Raw genomic sequence first — 18,234 nt, 5'->3', positions numbered from 1 at the left:
AATTTAATTTATGAGTATTCAATTAGCAAACTACGAAATTAATATAAGGTCATTTCATCCTGAAAAAGATTTTGGCTGGTCAGGGCTAATGTTTGAAGGTGATAATCGAGGGTTTTCGCTCAAACCTAGCGGTATTAAACCTACAACATCAAGGATTTGGCATAAATTAACACTATCCACAAAGAAAAATACAGTTACTCCTGTAACAGTATCAGACCCATCAAAAGCACCTTGGGAAAATAAACAAAGAATATATTCTGGTAATTTAGCACCAAAAGGGCGTGTTATCCTCAAAGACAAAGCTCTAACTAATAAAAGTATTTACCAGTACCGCTTAGACGGCCAATACGGAGGAGTTAATCACGCGATGCCAGGCTCTCCTCAGATGCAAGAAAGATTAGATTTTTCATACGTGCCAACTTTAAATGTTAAATATAAAATTATAATAGACATTGATACTGTAAATGGTTACATGGATATAGTTACTTATATTACGGGCGACGCTTTCCCCAATTGTGAAGCATTTATTGTAGGCCCAGGTGGACAAGCAATTTCGCTTGGTATACATGTTCGAAAGGGTGCGCCGCCACTGAGCTTATCCCTCAACGCTGATTACCCAATGATTGCAAGCGCGTTGCGTTTACCACTTAATAACAATGGTAGTTTTAAAGGGACTGTCGGCGATGAACTATTTAGGCAAGCAAATAAATACCCTAAGTTAGCTTTCCATAAAATAGCCGATTGGAATAACCGGTTTATCTCGATTCCAGCAAACAGCGGCCATTGTATGCTGCTCGAAAAAGCGAGTTTAGAACATTGCTTTAATGGCTTACTCAAGTAAAGGCAGCTCGATGAAATCATTTTATAATATCCGCCTTTTAAAAATAATGTTTATTAGTTTAATAATAGCCTTACTTTCAGCCTGTACTGAAGTAAAAAAAAGTGAACCTGCAATTTACTTAATACCTGAAGACTATGTTGGCTCTTTGTACATAATATTTAACGCCCCACATGGAGAGCCACCAAAATACGAGGGAAAATCTCGTGTATATAAAATACCGCCATCGGGTGTACTCGTTACACAAATGGATGCTAACGAGGGCTGGACTGAATCTAGCCAAATACAGTACTTTTACGTAAGTGATGCAGGTAAAAGAACGCCTATAAGCGAAGACTCCTCAGTAAAAGATAAGGATTTGACTGAAAACGGTGAAGAAATAAAGACTATGTACGGTGGAGGGTTAGGTCATACAGTGCCAACATATGGGTGCGATTTTATTTTTCAAAACTTTACTGTTGGAACAAATTCAGAGCAAATGGATAGCAAGTACCTATTCGATATACACGAAGCAATAAAAATTGAGGATAGGGACGGGAAGTTTTTTGATAGTATTTGCCCAAATCGAAAAAGACCTTCCCCTGCGATTTATCTTATACCTGAGAGCTATACTGGCACTTTTTATATTATTTATAATGTACCAAAAGGATCACCATCTAAGTATGAAAATGGGGTCCCAATTTTTGAAATACCATCATCTGGAGTCTTAATAACACAAGCAAAAGGAAGTGATGTATGGGAAGAAAACCCACCCAATTGGCACTTTTATTATGTCAATAATAAGGGCAACAGAATACCTATTAAAAAGCGATGGCATGATGATATAGAAAACACACCTGAATTTATCAGCAGTTCGCAGCTAACTACCTTTCACGCTAGCATAGAAGGAATTATACTTTCAAAAAATTGCAGTGTTGATGCACAGTTATTTGCTGTCGGGCATGTCAATGATATTTTTGATAGCCAATTTCAATTTGATTTAAAAGAGCATATTGATACTTCATTCTATGAAAAAGTATGCGCTGAACATTAAAATTACTTGAATAGACTAAAAGGCCGCAGTAATAAATACTGCGGCCTTTGTTTTTAGCTAAACTTTTTTAGACTAGCTAAGTTTAATAAGCGCCTGCGCTATATATAAGCTCGTAGCTGTGGCTGTAAACCTCAAGGATGTTACCAAACGGGTCTTCCATGTAGATCATGCGGTACGGCTTTTCACCCGGGTAGTAGTAACGAGGGGCTTCCATACGCTTTTTACCGCCAGCTGCTACAATACGCTCTGCTAAGCCCTCAACATCTGGATCTTGAACACAAAAATGGAAAATGCCTGTTTTCCAGTATTCAAAATTGTCTTTTGGGTTTTCTTGGTTTTTAAATTCAAAAATTTCGACACCAATACGATCGCCTGTTGAAAGGTGCGCTATTTTGAATTTTTCCCATTTTTCACCAAACACTTCTGTACACATTTCACCAATTGGGCTTTTGTCTTCGGTTATTAAAGTCGGTTCCATTATGGTGTACCAGCCCATCACCTTAGTGTAAAACTCTACGGCTTTTTCAACGTCGGGTACTGAAATACCAATGTGCGAAAAACTACGTGGATATGTATGACTCATAATGCTTCCTCTTTAACGTGTGACTTATTTTGTCTTGCGACTAGTTGATGGAGTTAGTTTACGAACCGCCACATATTAAGTAAAATTATCATTAACCATCATTTTGAGTACATTTTGTAATGATAAATCCAACATGGCTAAATACCTTTTGCACTTTGGTTGAAGTAAATCACTTTACCCAAACAGCTGAGCGCCTTTATATGACCCAGTCTGGCGTAAGTCAGCATATTAAAAAGCTAGAGCAGCAAGTTAACTGCGCGCTATTAGAGCGCCACGGCAAACAATTTACCCTTACCGTACATGGGCAAAATTTGTATCAACAAGGCAGCTTATTATTAAAAGAATGGCAATTTTTAGAGCAACAATTAAAAGATGATTCGCCTTACAGCGGCTTGGTAAAAATACAATCGCCTGGTAGTTGCGGGCTGCAGTTTTACAACCAATTATTAGCGCTACAGGCTAAGCATAATGAGCTAAATATTGATTATCGTTTTGCACCAAATACAAGCGTAGAGCAAGCTGTGGCAAACCACAGCGCCGACATAGGTTTTTTAACTCAAGCACCCACGCTTAGCGAAGTTACCAGCCACAAAATAGGTAAAGAAGCATTATTATTAGTTACCCCTACAAATATTAAAAACCCAACGTGGGAAGCTTTATGTGAGCTTGGTTTTATTGGCCACCCCGATGCAAAGCACCATGCTCAGCTATTACTAAGCGAAAACTACAGTGAGTTTGAGCATGTTGACCAAATTAAGCGCACAGGATTTTGTAATCAAATAAGTTTAATACTGGAACCTGTAAGCTTAGGGCTGGGTTTTACGGTATTACCTGCTCATGCTGTAGGTGCATTCAATAAGCCACAACTTATAAAAACACATCATTTAGAATGTCCGGTTAGTGAATCTATTTATGTGTGCCATCACCGAAATAGGCCGTTGGCAAAACGTATGAATACAGTAATTGAGCTAATAAAGGCGGGAATAAATAGTTAAAACGTAAACCCCCTTTACACCGACGATGTAAAATTTAATACCGAGCATAAAAGGGGATGTAGTTAAATTAGTTAACGCTTTCTAATTTTGCTTTTAAATCGAGTAAGTCGGTTGCGATGGTATTTGGCTGTATTTCCCAAGGATCGAAAATAGATTCTTCAGAGCGTTGAATCCACGCCGCGCGCATACCGTGCGATATGGCACCGGTTACATCAAACGGGTTGCTTGATACAAGCCATGTGTTTGCGCCGGTTGAATTGGTTTCGCGTAAAAAGTGACTATAAACCCCAGGGTTTGGTTTAAAGGTTTTAACGTCGTCGGCGCTAACTACGCCTTCAAAGTATTCACTTATTCCTGCCGTTTCTAGCAAAGTATTTACTGCATCGGCAGCACCATTTGAAAATGCGAACAAGCGATAGTCTTGTGCTTTTAATTGTTTAAGGCCTGCTTTTACATCGTCGAATGCTGGCAAGACTTTATATTTGTCGAGTAATTGTGTTTTTTGAGCGTCACTCAACTGTGTTTTATGCGCTAAACACGCATAGTCGAGTGCGTGTTTTGTACATAGCGAAAAGGGAATATAATTTTGCATTAAGCCACGTCTAAACGAATACTCTAGTTGTTTTTCGCGCCATGTATTTGAAAATGCTTGGGCGTTGTCGCCAATCATGTCGTCGAGTAAGGACAGCACACCATGGGTATTAATGAGCGTGCCGTATACGTCAAATGCGAGTGTAGTTGCCATATTTCCCTCTTAATTTTGAATATAAATTTATAGCTTAATTTCGCTAATTTGGATTTGTGGTTGCGTGTTTGTAAAGTTGACTAAGTCGGCCAAAATTTTATCGGTATGTGGACCAAATGAATTTTGAAATGATTCTACCGATTCAAATACAAGATGACCCATCGCTATATATGCAGGCGCTTCGTTTGGTGCACCGCCAGCAAGCCCTGCATCTACAGAACCACTAATTAATGCGTCCCCTAATAGCTCTGTAATTAAAGGTATATGTACATTGCAATAATAATCAAAATCAAATTGGGCATCGTCTTTATTTGGGTATAGAACTGAAACTTTAATCATAATAAAATCCTAACTTTTAGGGAGTGTAAAGAGCGCACTTAAATGTACCAATTTTTACATTGATGTAAGCCATAAGTTCGCTTTAATTAAACATCATAAATAGATGTAACTGAACTCACTATAAACAAAATTGAACGATTGCTCAATTAATTATTGAACACTTGCTCAAATTAATTTATATTTGTCGTTGATATCTTATTCTATTATTAATTAAGGCTATTTATGAGCACGCAAAAATTACATCCTGGCGATACATTTCCTCAAGTAAAAGTGACGCTTATTGATGACGGCGAAATTAATTTAGGAAAGTCGGAAAATGGATTACCGTGGCAAGCTATTTTTGTTTATCGTGGTAAACATTGCCCTATTTGTACATCTTTTTTAAATGAGCTAGAAGAAGTTAAGTCGGCACTGGCTGATGCAGGCATAGATATAATTGCAGTATCGGGCGACTCTAAAGCGCAACTAGAAGAGCACATGGCAAGCTTAAATATTTCGTACCCTATTGCATATGGCTTAACCGAAGAGTCGATGCAGGATCTTGGTTTATATATTTCTAAACCGCGTTTTGCAAAAGAAACCGATCATAACTTTAGTGAGCCGGGCCTATTTGTAGTCAATGAGTACGGTAAATTGCATGTGATTGATATTGCAAATAACCCTGTTAGTCGCCCAAATTTAAAAACTTTGGTAGGTGGACTTACATGGATCCGCGATCCTAAAAATGATTACCCAATTCGTGGTACTTTAAACTATTAAATTTTAATTTAAACACCCTAAGTTCAAGTTTAGGTTTAAGCCTAAAACACTTGAACTTGGGGCGTTTATACAACGCTTGGCTCTATTATAATGAGTTACAAAACCTGCGTGCAGCTTTGGGCAAAACCAATCCAAAAACTAAATAACCCTTCCACATATACAAACCTTTTAAGTAAATTTATACGCATCGAGCGCTAAAACATCCATTTCGATATCACTAAATATTTTTTCAACTTCATTTGTACCTGCCCCCATAGCCGCAAATAATGGTAAAAAGTGCTCTTGGGTAGGGTGGTTAAATAATACGTGGGGCGCTTGGTTTAAATAATCTAACAGCGCGGGTGTATTGTGCGCTAAAAGCGTTTGTTCAACCCATTGAGTAAACTCATTAACCATTTGAACACGATTAGGCGTAGGTGGTTTTTTAAATATTTCGGGTAGGTTATGGCTAATGCCACCTGAGCTAATAATTAATATGTTTTGATCGCGAAGCGGTGCAAGTAACTGCCCGTATTCGTACATTGCCTTTGCGCCTAAACGGGTATTAATAGACACCTGCACAATAGGTATATTTGCCGCTGGATACATTAACCGCAGTGGTATCCACACGCCATGATCCCACCCTTGCTTTGCATCAAGCACAGCTTTAATACCTTTAGTACTAAAACGCTGTGCAATGGTATTGGCAAGTACGGGCTCACCTGGTGCTGGGTACTGAATTTGATACATGTGCGCAGGAAAATTATAAAAATCATGAATCGTCTGCGGTGCATTACCGGCAGTGATCACTATGTCGTGTGTTGTTTTATCGTTAGCAATATCAAAGTGCGCCGAAAAAATAACAATAGCGCTCGGTGTTTTAAGAGTTTGACCAAGCGATGTTAAAAAATCAGAGGTAGCCGATTGCTGTACCGCCATCATTGGCGAGCCGTGAGATATAAATAAAGCGGGCTGAGTCATGGTATTACCTAATTAGTCGATTTTGATATAGCAATTTTATTACTTTTTAATTTGGTGATAAATGTGCTATTTATTTATAAATTACAAACAAGATATTGTTAAAAATGGATAAGCTAACCACTATGAAGGCCTTTTTAGCCGTTGTGCAAGAAGGATCGTTTTCAAAAGCGGCCGATAAACTCGATATTTCGCCGCAATTAGTCAGCAAGTATATTTCTGCGTTGGAAGACAATTTACACACGCGTTTATTGCACCGTACAACGCGAAAAGTAAGTGTTACAGAGGCCGGAAACCAATATTATCAGCGTTGCCAACAGGTCGTTATTGATATTGAAGATATGGAAAACTCGCTCAATAACTTAAGCGAAAATGTATCGGGCGTGCTAAGTATTAGTGCGCCTATGTCGTTTGGGGTTAAGCATTTGGCAACGTTACTGGTTGATTTTCAAAAGCAGTATCCAAATTTAAAAATAGATTTACGATTGACCGATCAATTTGTAGATATAGTTGAGCAAGGTATTGATATAGCACTGCGTATTGGTACGTTAAAAAACTCAACATTAATAGCGAAGAAAGTAGCGCCTATTCGCTTAGCAATATTTGCATCTCCTGCCTATTTAAAGCAAAACGGCACGCCAGCCACATTAGAAGCGCTGCAAGAGCATAACTATTTACGCTATGCTCACGCCGAGCCTACAAAAAGACTTAAAGGCTATGATGAGCTAAAAAATGAATTAAAGCTTGAAAGTAACTTAGTAGCTAATAATGGTGATTTGTTACTAAACACAGCCATTGCAGGAGGCGGTATTACCATGCAGCCTACGTTTATAGCAGGCGAGGCACTGGCTCAAGGTAAAGTGGTACGTATTTTAAAAGACTATGAACCCGAGCCAGTGGGGCTTTACATGGTATATGCTAATAGGCAGTTTTTACCCAGTAAAGTGCGTGCTTTTGTTGACTTTACCAGTGGCTATTATGGCGATGTTCCTTATTGGGATTTAGGAGAGTGATATGTCGATAACTAATCAATTAACGTTATTTGTAGATGTAGTGCAACAAGGCTCATTTGCTAAAGCCGCAGCACTGTATGATATGGATAATTCGTCGCTGTCTAAACAAATTAAAAAGCTCGAAACCAGTTTAGGTGTGCAACTGTTAAATCGCTCAACGCGCTCATTTTCGCTCACCTCCGCAGGAGAGGAAATTTTAACGCAAGCGCATATTCTTATTGATACACTTTCTGATATCCATAGCATAGCCGACTCGTATCAGGCAAAGCCAAAAGGTATTTTACGCATTACCTCGGGTATGTTTTTTGGTCAGCAGTATATTCAGCCCGCTATTAATATATTTATGCAAAAGTATCCTGAGGTAAAAATAACCTTGATGCTTGACGATAAGCGTAACGATATTATTGCCGATCATTACGATTTAGCCTTTAGAATAGGCAAACTAAACGACTCTAATTTAATGGCTAAAAAAATTGCTAATATGCACTTTGCGCTTGTTGCATCACATGATTTTATAAAAAAGCACGGAATGCCTACCACACCAGAGGATTTATTAGCTTTACCCGCTATTATTTATGGCAATGGCGATGTAAGTCTCGACCAAGTTAAGTTAAGTACTGAGCCTCATGGTGATGAGCAAAAAATACATAAAATGAAAGGCAATTACAAAGTGAGTGATGTACGCGCTATGGTCGATGCAGTAAAAGCAGGGCTTGGGTATGTAATGCTCGATTTATTTAATTTAGAAGAACCTATTGATAAAATGGGCCTTGTGCCGCTTTTAACTAATTATAAACTATCAACTATGGGCACAGGTATTTACGCGCTTTACCCTCATCGTAAACAAACCCCATTGGTAAGTGAGTTTATTAAAACCGTACAAGAGTATATTGGTACACCGCCATTTTGGGTTGAACATATGCCTAATTACAAAGAGTTATACAAATAACAGATATAAAAAAGCCCCGTTAGGGGCTTTGCTTTGTGTACTCAAAATGTACTTATAAAGTGGTTATTTAAAAACCCTCTAAAACAACTTTACCTTTAGCCGTTTGCGTTTCAAGATGCTGATGCGCTTTACGTAAATTAACGGCGTTAATAGTGCCTAAATGCTCACCAAACGTTGTTTTTATAAGGCCTTCATCAATCATCGTCGCTACGTTATTTAAAATAACGTGTTGCTCTTGCATATCGTCTGTTTTAAATAATGAACGAGTAAACATAAGTTCCCAATGTACCGACACACATTTTGTTTTGAATGGCACAATATCAAGCGTTTCAGGGTCGTCAATCAGTGCAAACTTACCTTGTGGCTTAATCACTTTAACTATTTCAGGCAAGTGCTGAGCAGTGTTATTTAAACTAACAACATAATCTACTTCACCTAAATTTTTAGCTGCAAACTCTTCGCTTAATAAATTACGGTGATTAATAATAGTATCGACGCCTAAATCCTCTAACCACGATGTGGTTTCGGCGCGAGACGCTGTAGCAATAATTTTAAGCTTAGTGCGCTGCTTTAATAGCTGCACCATAATTGAGCCTACACCGCCGGCAGCCCCGATCACTAAAATACTTTTAGAATCATCTTTTTCTGCTACGTTTAATCTATCAAACAACAACTCCCATGCCGTAAGGCTAGTAAGAGGAAGCGCTGCGGCTTCAAAGTTAGATAACGTCGTTGGCATTTTACCTACAATACGCTCATCAACTAATTGAAACTGTGCATTACTGCCTGAACGCGTTACATCGCCGGCATACCAAACTTTGTCGCCAGGTTTAAATAAAGACACATTTTCGCCAACAGATTTAACAACGCCTGTAGCATCAAAACCAAGTACTTTGTATTCGCCTTCTGGCGCTGGCATTGATTCACGAATTTTAAAATCAGCAGGATTAACAGATACTGCTTTTACTTCCACTAAAATATCGTGGCCGTGTGCTGTTGGCATTTCAAGTTCGATGTCTTGAAGTGATAGCTCGTTTGAAACAGGTAAGTTTTGTTGATATCCAATTGCTTTCATGTGTTTTGCCTCTAGTCGTTTAATACGCTGTGTTGATGACGCTATTTTGGCTCTATCGGCGCAGTTAAAAAAGAGGTAAAAAGCCCAATCATTATGGAAATAATATTCCACAATAGAAATTTTATAACAGCCCTCGTAATACACTTCGAAGCGCTTTAAACACTTTTTGATTACTATGCCGCTGATGCTGTAATACATCAACATTAGCCAACCAACCCATTTCTTCAAACTCAAGTGGAAGTTTAACCAGCTCACCACTTTGTACTGCATCTAGAGCTACATGGTTTGGTAATAAGCACCACCCGTTACCTTGTATTGCTAGCTCGAGTAATACAAAGTAATTATCGGCATACCAAATCTCTGGGCTAATTTTTAGCTGAAAGCTGCTTGTTTGTGTATTGCGCGAGCGAAGAAGAAGTTGTCGATGTAGCCGAAGGCCATCCATATTTTCACATCTGATCCCCGCTAAAGGGTGCGATTTAGCAACATATAAATCAAATTTTACCGATCCAATACATTCATAGTCTAAGTAACTCGGTATATTTAATTCACTAAAAATAATACCCGTTATAGGCTTTTCGCTATTTAGCATGTCAATTATGTCATGGCTCGATGCACTTAAAAACTCAAGCGATACATAAGGATACTTAGTTTGCAGCTTGCTAATAATACTTGCGATAGTTTTAAATGGGACCCCTTCGTCAAGTGCAATAGTGATTTCGGTTGGTGTTTTTTCGTTTAGTGCTAATGCAGAGCTTGTTAATCGCTGGTGTTGATTAAGCACAGCCTTAGCCTGAGGTAGTAACTGTTTACCGGCATCCGTTAATTGTGGATAGCGCCCTGTACGCTCAAATAATGTTGCATTACAGTCTATTTCTAAATTAATAATATGCTGACTTACTACCGACTGCGCTTTACTTAAACTACGCGCTGCGGCCGAAAACGATCCAGCCTCAACGGTAGCTACAAATGCCTGAAGTTGTTCAATACTAAACATATCGCTTTTACCGATACTAGCTAACTAACATGTATCTTAATAATGAATGAAAATAACCGTCTCGTCATTCACTAAAGAACTTATTTATATATGAACACATTAGAACGTATTTTTCAGGCTCTAATATTTGAGATGATTGCATTATTTATTATTGTTCCTGCATCTGTTTATTTTGGTGGGTTTGCAACAGGAAAAATGGCAATTGTAGGTATTGGTTTATCAATTTTTGCCATGTTGTGGAACTACATTTACAACATAGTGTTTGATAAAATAGCAGGGCATAACCGAAAAGATCGCAGCTTACTAACTCGTGTTACTCACGCATGTGGCTTTGAGCTGGGTATGGTTGTAATAACGCTGCCAATGCTCGCTTGGTATTTAAATATTACATGGCTGGCTGCTGCAGCATTAGAAGCAGGCTTTTTAGTATTTATACTCATTTACACGTATATCTTTAATGTATTGTACGATAAATACCAGCCATACAAAAAGTGGGTTAATAAATCGCAATGTGCTTGATAAACCTTACTCACTCACCTATTTATAAAACGATTTAAAATAAGTGCTAGTAACCTTTCTGGCTAAAACTCAGAGCTAATTTATTTGGTATGAGCACAAATTATCCACGAACTGTAATGGGGGTTTACAGTTCGTATTTTTATACATTTAGTTCTTTTAACTTATTCCACACACTTTAGCTGCCAGTGTGACGCGCTGCATGATACCGATACGCATAATAAGGCTTTTGGCCAACCACAACTAAACAATCCTCTATTTAACATACTCACCACTGAGGGGTTCATTTGGTTTATAAGGTTACGAACTGTTATATAGAATATTTTACTGCTTGAGTGAGTGTAATCGGTAGGTTCTATCTATGAGTTCTGCGCCTTGTGTCTATTATTTATCGAGACACAGCATATAGAACTTGCTCACGTTAGAAGCGCATCTTCTCATTACTTTGAATGCAGGAGTTAATGAATGTATGGTTTAATAATTTTGTAAAAGCGTTGCTTTTAAACGCCAGCAAGCTGCGCGTCTACAAGTGAATTTTAACCACAACGTTAAATTTTTCGGAAGACGTAGAGCTTGCTCACGCGAGAAGCAAAGCTTCTAATTACCTAATCACTAATTTTAAAAACTTCGTTTTTAAACGCCAGCAAGCTGCGCATCTACAAGTGAATTTTAACCATAACGTTAAATTTTTCGGTAGGCGTAGAGCTTGCTCACGCGAGAAGCAAAGCTTCTAATTACCTAATCACTAATTTTAAAAACTTCGTTTTTAAACGCCAGCAAGCTGTGCATCTACAAGTGAATTTTAACCTCAACGTTAAGCTTTTCGGTAGGCGTAGAGCTTGCTCACGCGAGAAGCAAAGCTTCTAATTACCTAATCACTAATTTTAAAAACTTCATTTTTAAACGCCAGCAAGCTGCGCGTCTACAAGTGAATTTTAACCTCAACGTTAAGCTTTTCGGTAGGCGTAGAGCTTGCTCACGCGAGAAGCAAAGCTTCTAATTACCTAATCACTAATTTTAAAAACTTCGTTTTTAAACGCCAGCAAGCTGCGCGTCTACAAGTGAATTTTAACCATAACGTTAAATTTTTCGGTAGGCGTAGAGCTTGCTCACGCGAGAAGCAAAGCTTCTAATTACCTAATCACTAATTTTAAAAACTTTGTTTTTAAACGCCAGCAAGCTGCGCATCTACAAGTGAATTTTAACCATAACGTTAAATTTTTCGGTAGGCGTAGAGCTTGCTCACGCGAGAAGCAAAGCTTCTAATTGCCTAATCACTAATTTTAAAAACTTCGTTTTTAAACGCCAGCAAGCTGCGCGTCTACAAGTGAATTTTAGCGCAAAAGTCCGTTAATTGGACTTATACAAATGCCCAACAACCAATACACTTACTACTAAACCTTGTTTGAAAATCAACCACATACTAGCTATAACTAGGTATGCCAAGCAAATGGCACACCTGTTTTGTTATGCAGGTATAGGCGCGTTTTCTGCAATAAGCTGTTTAGATTTCAAGTCACTCCAAAATGCGCTTGGTATTGTTACCTTCATTGAGGCAACATTTGCGTTAATTTGCTCGGCCGTTCGTGCACCTGGAATAATTGAGGACACCGTTGACGGCGCCTCTGCAAATTGCAGTGCAGCCGTTTTTATATCTATCCCGTGCTTTGTAGCAACTTCACTAATTGCATTATACTTTTGCTGCATAGGCGCTGGTATTTTAGGTGAATAATTAAAGCGATTACGCCCCGTTAAAAAACCACCATTGAGCGGCGCACCAATAACTGCTGAAATACCGCGCTTATCAAGCATAGGGAATGTTTTATCAAGTGCTTCTTTATGATCTAAAATAGAGTACTGCAGCGCTAATAAGCAAATATCGGGATCTGACATATCAAGCGCTTTATAAATAGCGTGAGGTGTATTTACCCCAAAGCCCCAGCCTTTAATTATTCCTTCGTCACGCATTTTAGTCAGCTCAGGAATCGCCCCTTTAGCTGCTTGATCAAAATACTTAAGCCAGTCGTCTCCCATATCGCTATTTTGTGGCGACAAATCGTGAATATAAACAATATCAAGCGAGGCCACACCAATACGCTGTAGCGTATCTTCTATAGAGCGACGTGTACCTGAGGCAGAGTAATCATATTTATAATGAAAAGGAGAGTGATCGGCCCAGTGCCAGCTATTTTCTAAAGGCTCTGCGGAAGGAGTAAGCAAGCGGCCAACTTTAGAGGATAAAACATAATCTTCACGCTTTTTATTACGCAGCAAATCACCAAAGCGTCTTTCACTCAAACTCAAGCCGTAAAAAGGGGATGTATCAAAATGACGAATACCAGAATCCCATGCGGCATTTAGCATTGTTAAAATTTCTGCATCGCTTGATATAGTATTAAAACCGTTGCCAGCAGCAAGACCGCCTAGGCCCATTCTTGATTCAGGGCGATAGTGTTTAGCGTTTGTAACATCATTGGTGGGCAAGGTTGCGCTTTTATCGATTGGCCCTTTAGTGGGCATAAGCTGCCCTTGAGACATTTTTACCTTTAATTGCTCAGCTAGTGCTGAAGCACTAAAAATAGATCCTAAACCTAAAGCAGCGCCTGCTTTAATAAAATTTCTGCGAGATACCATGTAACTATTCTCCTTGAGTAAGGTTAAATATCTACCTATACGCTAGTATAAATATTAACCGAACTCAAGAGGGGAAATAAAAGTAAAGCCTAATATAATCAAATAGATGCCTTACATTAATAAACTCTGAACAGGTAACTTAATTAACATTTCCAAGCAATTATTAGCTTTGTTAGTACAGTGATTTAAGATATACAAAATGGTGCACTTTAATGACTTGATAAAAAAGCATACTTCCAAGTTGGTGCATTGTTTAATACTTTTTTATACAACAAAAAATGGTTACATTTATTAATAGTGTAAAAATAAATAAACAAAATTATGATATTTCATATGTAAGAACCAAAAGCTTAATTTAGCTCATTAGCAAAACGTTTTCGGTAACGCTTTGTTAATTTAACCGAACGCAGTTGGTCGCTAATTAAAGTAAATATTGGTGAAGCATTTATTTTTATAGGCTTACCTTCGGCTACACGTCGTATTTGCCTTTTTACCAGTGCCATAGTGGCAAGCCCTGCGAGGGTTTTATCTTGCCAAGTAACACTAGGTAATACAGCTAACTGCAGTGGTTCATTTTGCCATTTGTTTACTAAATTAGGTTGATATGCAAGCGCTGTAGCAACGCCAACTAAGGCAACACCACTGTCAATCACAGTATTAGCAATTGATAAGCGACTAATGCCGCCTGTGGTCATTATTGGGATTGATGAGCGTTGGCTAATCGCTTTTGCAAACTCTAAAAAGTATGCTTCGCGTGCAAGCGTGCGCTCATCACTGGTTTTGCCTTGCATTGCAGGCGCTTCGTAACTGCCACCCGATAACTCCACAAAATCAACATTGAGTTCATTCAATAAATCCACTACAACTTGCGCGTCACTGGGTTCAAACCCACCTAGTTGAAAATCAGCAGAGTTTAACTTTACCGAAACCGAAAAGCTCGGGGAACAAACCGCTTTAATACTACGAGTTATTTCGAGCAGTAAACGGGCTCTATTTTCTAAATTGCCTCCCCATTTATCATCGCGCTTATTGGTAAGTGGCGATAAAAACTGAGCAAGTAAGTAGCCATGCGCTGCATGTATTTGTACGCCATTAAAACCGGCTTTTTCAGCTTGTTGCGCTGTTTGTGTAAAGCGGGTAATAACGTCGTCAATGTCGGTTTGCGTCATTGCCTTAGGTACGCCAAACAAGTGCGAGTGTTTACCCATATTAAGTGCAATATTTGAAGCAGATAGGGCTTTTCCACCCATTTTTTTAAATACTTGCCTACCAGGGTGATTAATTTGCATCACCACTTTGCAGTTATTTTGCTTTGATAAACGAGCAAGTTCAGCAAAGGCAGTAATATCACTACTTTGTTCTAGCGCAAGACCGCCTGGGCCTGTCATCGCTAAATGATCAACCATTACATTGCCGGTAATAATTAGCCCAGCGCCGCCTTTAGCCCATGCGCTATAAACATTTTTGAGTGCTTGGGAGGGCGTTTGATCCTCTTGTGCTAGGTTTTCTTCCATAGCGGCTTTGGCAATACGATTTTTTAATACCAAACCACTTGGTAATGTAAAAGAGGTAAACACAGGATTGCGCATAATTATTGGCTAATTAAATTGACATTAAAACAACTATAACCTTAAAGTTAGCTTGAAGGTCAACCTACTAAGTTTATGTAAAGTGGAGTTATTATTAGTTATGAAAATAGGGGAACTTGCAAAACTTACCAATATACCGGCCAGTACTATTCGCTTTTACGAAAGCAAAGGGTTACTAACACCAAACACTCGCAGTGCTAATGGTTATAGGCGATACACTCTACAAAGTTTAGAGAAACTACAGTTAATTAAGTTTTCACAGAGCTTAGGCTTTTCACTCGACGAAATACCTTTATTACGTAACGAAAGCGGCGAGCTAAACCATACAGTAATAATTGAACGTTTAGAGCAAAAACAAAAAGAAGCTGACATATTAATAGCGCAAATACAGAAAAAGTCACAACGTATTGGCAGCTTAACTACGTTACTAAACTCTTATTGGGATAAAGGCGAATGCCTGCCAGAAGGCAAATTGAATGAATTACTAAAAGTGATAGATTACTAATAAATTAATACAGCTTATTTAGTAAGCTGTATTAAGGGTGTAACTAATTTTATGTTACTTAAGCTTTTTAATACCAATTAACACACAGATGGCGCCGCCAATAATACCCGCCCATGCTTCTATTGGTGTATCACCACTAAATGCTCGGCTTAGCTGCGAAGCTGCTGCATCATATACGTCGTATCCCCACATAATTAAAGCGATACCTATAACGATTAAAACAATACCTATAATCTTATTATTCATAAACACCTCTAATCTCTAACGTACATTATTTAGCATACTTAAATGAAAACACTTAACACATTTAATCAAGCTCTAGCTGCGCGCGTTCAACACTTTCATTAGGTAACTCTTTTTGTACCGATACACCAAGCTCTTTAAATTCGGATGCTTGTTTAATTAAATTACCTTTACCACGGTATAATTGCGAAAATGCTTTATCATAACTTTCTTTCGCTTTATCAAGCTGCTTACCTACGCCTTCCATACTTAATAAAAAGCCATTGAGCTTGTTATAAAAACGCTCAGCCCGATTTGCCAGCTCTTTTGAATATTTAGTTTGCTCTTCAAAACGCCAAAGCTGTTTAACAATATTTAAACTAGTAAGCAGGGTAGTGGGTGTAGCTACCAGTATATTTTTTTCGATTGCTTGTTGGTAAATATCACTTTGATATTTAAGTGCTTCAACAAAGGCTGATTCTATTGGTACAAACATAACCACAACTTCAGGCGAATTAAGCCCTGGTAAACGGTCGTACGATTTACTCGCGAGCTCATTAATACGCGCTGTAACAGCGTTCACATGCTCTTTAATTGCTTGATTAGCATCTAGCTCATTTTCAGCGTTTACATAGCGTGTATAAGCATTTAATGATGTTTTAGCATCAATAACTAAGTGGCGACCTTGTGGTAAGTAAACAACTACATCAGGGCGCAAACGACCATCTTCAGTGTTAAACGACACTTCACGCTTATAATCAACACCTGCACGTAAGCCTGCGCTATCTAACACGTTTTCGAGCATAAGTTCGCCCCAATTACCTTGGGTTTTCTTTTGCCCTTGTAGCGCGTTACTGAGCTTGTCTGCTTGATCTGTTATAGCTTGGCTTTTAGCTTGTAAATGCAGTAATTCGGTTTTGAGCGCAGTACGTTGTTTTATATCTTCAACGTGTATTGACTCCATTTTTTCTCTAAAGCCTTTTAGTTCGCCCTGAACTGGTTTTAATAATTGCTCAATGCTTTCTTGATTTAAGGTTTTAAAGCTTTGTGATTTTTCTTCTAGAATTTTATTGGCTAGATTTTCAAATTCTTTTTTGAGTGTATTTTTACTTTGCTCAATTTGCGCGAGTTGTTCGGTAAAGTTTTGCTGCTTTTGTTCAAGCGTAGTGCGCATATTATTATATTCAACATCACGTTGATTATATTGCTCGCGAAGCGCTGCAAGCTCGCCTTCGGCTTTACGCCAAAAATGATTGTATTGAATACTTTGTTTTTCTTGTTCGCTAAAACGCGTTTTAAAATGCTGCGCTTCATCGCGCTGCTCTTGGTGAGTGTGCTCTAGCAGTTCGTGATCTTCTTGCAAGGCGCTATATTGCAGCTCTTTATTATCAAATTGATTTTGTAATAGTGATAGCTGCTGTTGTTGTTCGCTTATTTGTAGATGTAGCTTTTTACGAAGCTGCGTTGATACAACACCGTAAAATAGGGCGCCTAACGCAACACCAGCACCTGCGCTTAGCCAATCAATATTAGTGAGTACTTGAGTGAGCATAAAAATAAACTTATAAAATTTAGAGACATGCCATCATAACCAATAACAAGCAACAGAAGTAGGGGAGCAAAGAAATTACAGACATAAAAAAACCAGCTCAAAATAAGCTGGTCAAATATTACTAAATTAAGTAATCAAAGGGAAAATCAATATGTGCCCGCGCAAGCTGCAACTTAAATACATTATCACCAAAATAAAAAAGATTATTGGGTGAAGCTATATAACAACGGGCACTAGAGTAGACCGGGAAACGAAATAATTAATTCAAATTAACTTACGAAAGATCATTTATTTTTATTCGGGCTGATTTAAACAAATTTTGGGCATAAAAAAGCCAGTTCAAAATGAACTGGCTTAATCATTACTAAAATTAGTAATCAAATAGGGGAAATCAACATAAAACCTGTATTAACTGCAATTAATCAACAAGCATAATAGTAGACGCCACTTTTTGAATTAAGTTCATAAAAAGATCAAAGCTTTTAAAATAAAAATTAAACGCTAAATTTTGGGCATAAAAAAAGCCAGTTCAAAATGGGCTGGCTCAATCATTACTAAAATTAGTAACTAAATGGGGGGAATCAACATGAAAACTTGTATTAACTGCAATTAATCAACAAGCATAATAGTAGACGCCACTTTTTGAATTAAGTTCATAAAAAGCTCAAAATTTATAAAATAAAAATTGAACACTAAATTTTAGGCATAAAAAAAGCCAACTCAAAATGGGCTGGCTCAATCATTACTAAAATTAGTAACTAAATGGGGAATCAACATGAAAACCTGTATTAACTGCAATTAATCAACAAGCATAATAGTAGACGCCGCTTTTTGAATTAAGTTCATAAAAAGATCAAAATTTATAAAATAAAAATTGAACACTAAATTTTAGGCATAAAAAAAGCCAACTCAAAATGGGCTGGCTTAATCATT

At 38.0% G+C, this 18,234-nt stretch carries 18 protein-coding genes; 8 read left to right on the top strand and 10 right to left on the bottom strand.

The annotated features are described in order from the left end of the window. Positions 1–10: 10 nt before the first annotated feature. Together PX700_RS05360 and PX700_RS05355 are read left to right on the top strand one after the other, a co-directional pair. Positions 11–841, top strand: a complete 831-nt coding sequence (locus PX700_RS05360; RefSeq protein WP_479520081.1) for a hypothetical protein — start codon at positions 11–13, stop codon at positions 839–841. A gap of 10 nt (positions 842–851) precedes the next feature. Then, entirely contained in the window at positions 852–1,871 is a 1,020-nt protein-coding gene (locus PX700_RS05355; protein ID WP_479520080.1) for a DUF6843 domain-containing protein, read from the top strand. Between the two features lie 82 nt (positions 1,872–1,953). Here the strand turns inward: PX700_RS05355 and PX700_RS05350 are convergent, their stop codons facing one another. Beyond that, the gene (locus tag PX700_RS05350; RefSeq protein ID WP_479520079.1) at positions 1,954–2,454 is read right to left on the bottom strand and encodes a lactoylglutathione lyase family protein; all 501 of its coding nucleotides are present in this window, start codon (positions 2,452–2,454) and stop codon (positions 1,954–1,956) included. A 119-nt stretch (positions 2,455–2,573) separates the two neighbouring features. Here PX700_RS05350 and PX700_RS05345 point away from each other — a divergent pair, with 119 nt between their 5' ends. Beyond that, positions 2,574–3,449: a LysR family transcriptional regulator gene (locus PX700_RS05345; RefSeq protein WP_479520078.1), complete on the top strand. Its 876-nt coding sequence runs from the start codon at positions 2,574–2,576 to the stop codon at positions 3,447–3,449. Between the two features lie 67 nt (positions 3,450–3,516). Here PX700_RS05345 and PX700_RS05340 read toward each other — a convergent pair whose 3' ends face one another. Together PX700_RS05340 and PX700_RS05335 are read right to left on the bottom strand one after the other, a co-directional pair. Beyond that, on the bottom strand, positions 3,517–4,194 hold the full coding sequence (locus PX700_RS05340; protein WP_479520077.1) for a haloacid dehalogenase type II: 678 nt from the start codon (positions 4,192–4,194) through the stop codon (positions 3,517–3,519). Positions 4,195–4,221: 27 nt separating this feature from the next. Further along, positions 4,222–4,533 carry an EthD family reductase gene (locus PX700_RS05335; RefSeq protein ID WP_479520076.1) on the bottom strand — a complete coding sequence of 104 codons (312 nt, stop codon included), beginning with the start codon at positions 4,531–4,533 and terminating at the stop codon, positions 4,222–4,224. A gap of 222 nt (positions 4,534–4,755) precedes the next feature. Between PX700_RS05335 and PX700_RS05330 the strand changes: the two genes are divergently transcribed. Next, complete coding sequence (locus PX700_RS05330) at positions 4,756–5,292, top strand: redoxin domain-containing protein (protein ID WP_479520075.1); 537 nt, start codon at positions 4,756–4,758, stop codon at positions 5,290–5,292. Positions 5,293–5,460: 168 nt separating this feature from the next. Here the strand turns inward: PX700_RS05330 and PX700_RS05325 are convergent, their stop codons facing one another. Beyond that, complete coding sequence (locus PX700_RS05325; RefSeq protein ID WP_479520074.1) at positions 5,461–6,252, bottom strand: DODA-type extradiol aromatic ring-opening family dioxygenase; 792 nt, start codon at positions 6,250–6,252, stop codon at positions 5,461–5,463. A gap of 104 nt (positions 6,253–6,356) precedes the next feature. Between PX700_RS05325 and PX700_RS05320 the strand changes: the two genes are divergently transcribed. Then, entirely contained in the window at positions 6,357–7,262 is a 906-nt protein-coding gene (locus tag PX700_RS05320) for a LysR family transcriptional regulator (protein WP_479520073.1), read from the top strand. Position 7,263: 1 nt separating this feature from the next. Next, positions 7,264–8,211: a LysR family transcriptional regulator gene (locus PX700_RS05315; protein ID WP_479520072.1), complete on the top strand. Its 948-nt coding sequence runs from the start codon at positions 7,264–7,266 to the stop codon at positions 8,209–8,211. A 67-nt stretch (positions 8,212–8,278) separates the two neighbouring features. On the opposite strand, the gene PX700_RS05310 is transcribed toward PX700_RS05315, so the two are convergent. Together PX700_RS05310 and PX700_RS05305 are read right to left on the bottom strand one after the other, a co-directional pair. Further along, complete coding sequence (locus PX700_RS05310; RefSeq protein WP_479520071.1) at positions 8,279–9,286, bottom strand: zinc-binding alcohol dehydrogenase family protein; 1,008 nt, start codon at positions 9,284–9,286, stop codon at positions 8,279–8,281. A 121-nt stretch (positions 9,287–9,407) separates the two neighbouring features. Further along, positions 9,408–10,283 (bottom strand): LysR family transcriptional regulator, encoded by an 876-nt coding sequence (locus PX700_RS05305; RefSeq protein ID WP_479520070.1) that lies wholly within the window; start codon positions 10,281–10,283, stop codon positions 9,408–9,410. Positions 10,284–10,373: 90 nt separating this feature from the next. On the opposite strand from PX700_RS05305, the gene PX700_RS05300 reads away from it, so the two are divergent. After that, on the top strand, positions 10,374–10,802 hold the full coding sequence (locus PX700_RS05300) for a PACE efflux transporter (protein WP_479520069.1): 429 nt from the start codon (positions 10,374–10,376) through the stop codon (positions 10,800–10,802). A 1,464-nt stretch (positions 10,803–12,266) separates the two neighbouring features. Here the strand turns inward: PX700_RS05300 and PX700_RS05295 are convergent. Together PX700_RS05295 and PX700_RS05290 are read right to left on the bottom strand one after the other, a co-directional pair. Further along, the gene (locus tag PX700_RS05295; RefSeq protein ID WP_479520068.1) at positions 12,267–13,433 is read right to left on the bottom strand and encodes an aldo/keto reductase; all 1,167 of its coding nucleotides are present in this window, start codon (positions 13,431–13,433) and stop codon (positions 12,267–12,269) included. A gap of 350 nt (positions 13,434–13,783) precedes the next feature. After that, on the bottom strand, positions 13,784–15,022 hold the full coding sequence (locus PX700_RS05290) for an NADH:flavin oxidoreductase/NADH oxidase family protein (protein WP_479520067.1): 1,239 nt from the start codon (positions 15,020–15,022) through the stop codon (positions 13,784–13,786). Between the two features lie 100 nt (positions 15,023–15,122). Between PX700_RS05290 and PX700_RS05285 the strand changes: the two genes are divergently transcribed. Next, positions 15,123–15,527, top strand: coding sequence for a MerR family transcriptional regulator (locus PX700_RS05285; protein WP_479520066.1), 405 nt, complete (start codon positions 15,123–15,125; stop codon positions 15,525–15,527). Between the two features lie 54 nt (positions 15,528–15,581). Here the strand turns inward: PX700_RS05285 and PX700_RS05280 are convergent, their stop codons facing one another. Both PX700_RS05280 and PX700_RS05275 read right to left on the bottom strand, forming a co-directional pair. Then, positions 15,582–15,773, bottom strand: coding sequence for a DUF3185 family protein (locus PX700_RS05280; RefSeq protein WP_007583678.1), 192 nt, complete (start codon positions 15,771–15,773; stop codon positions 15,582–15,584). A 61-nt stretch (positions 15,774–15,834) separates the two neighbouring features. After that, positions 15,835–17,301, bottom strand: a complete 1,467-nt coding sequence (locus tag PX700_RS05275; RefSeq protein WP_479520065.1) for a DNA recombination protein RmuC — start codon at positions 17,299–17,301, stop codon at positions 15,835–15,837. Positions 17,302–18,234 lie beyond the last annotated feature (933 nt).

The organism is Pseudoalteromonas sp. TP27, assembly GCF_056470645.1.
The sequence above is the reverse complement of the archived record's forward strand: the minus strand, read 5'-3'. Positions and strand labels throughout refer to the sequence as shown.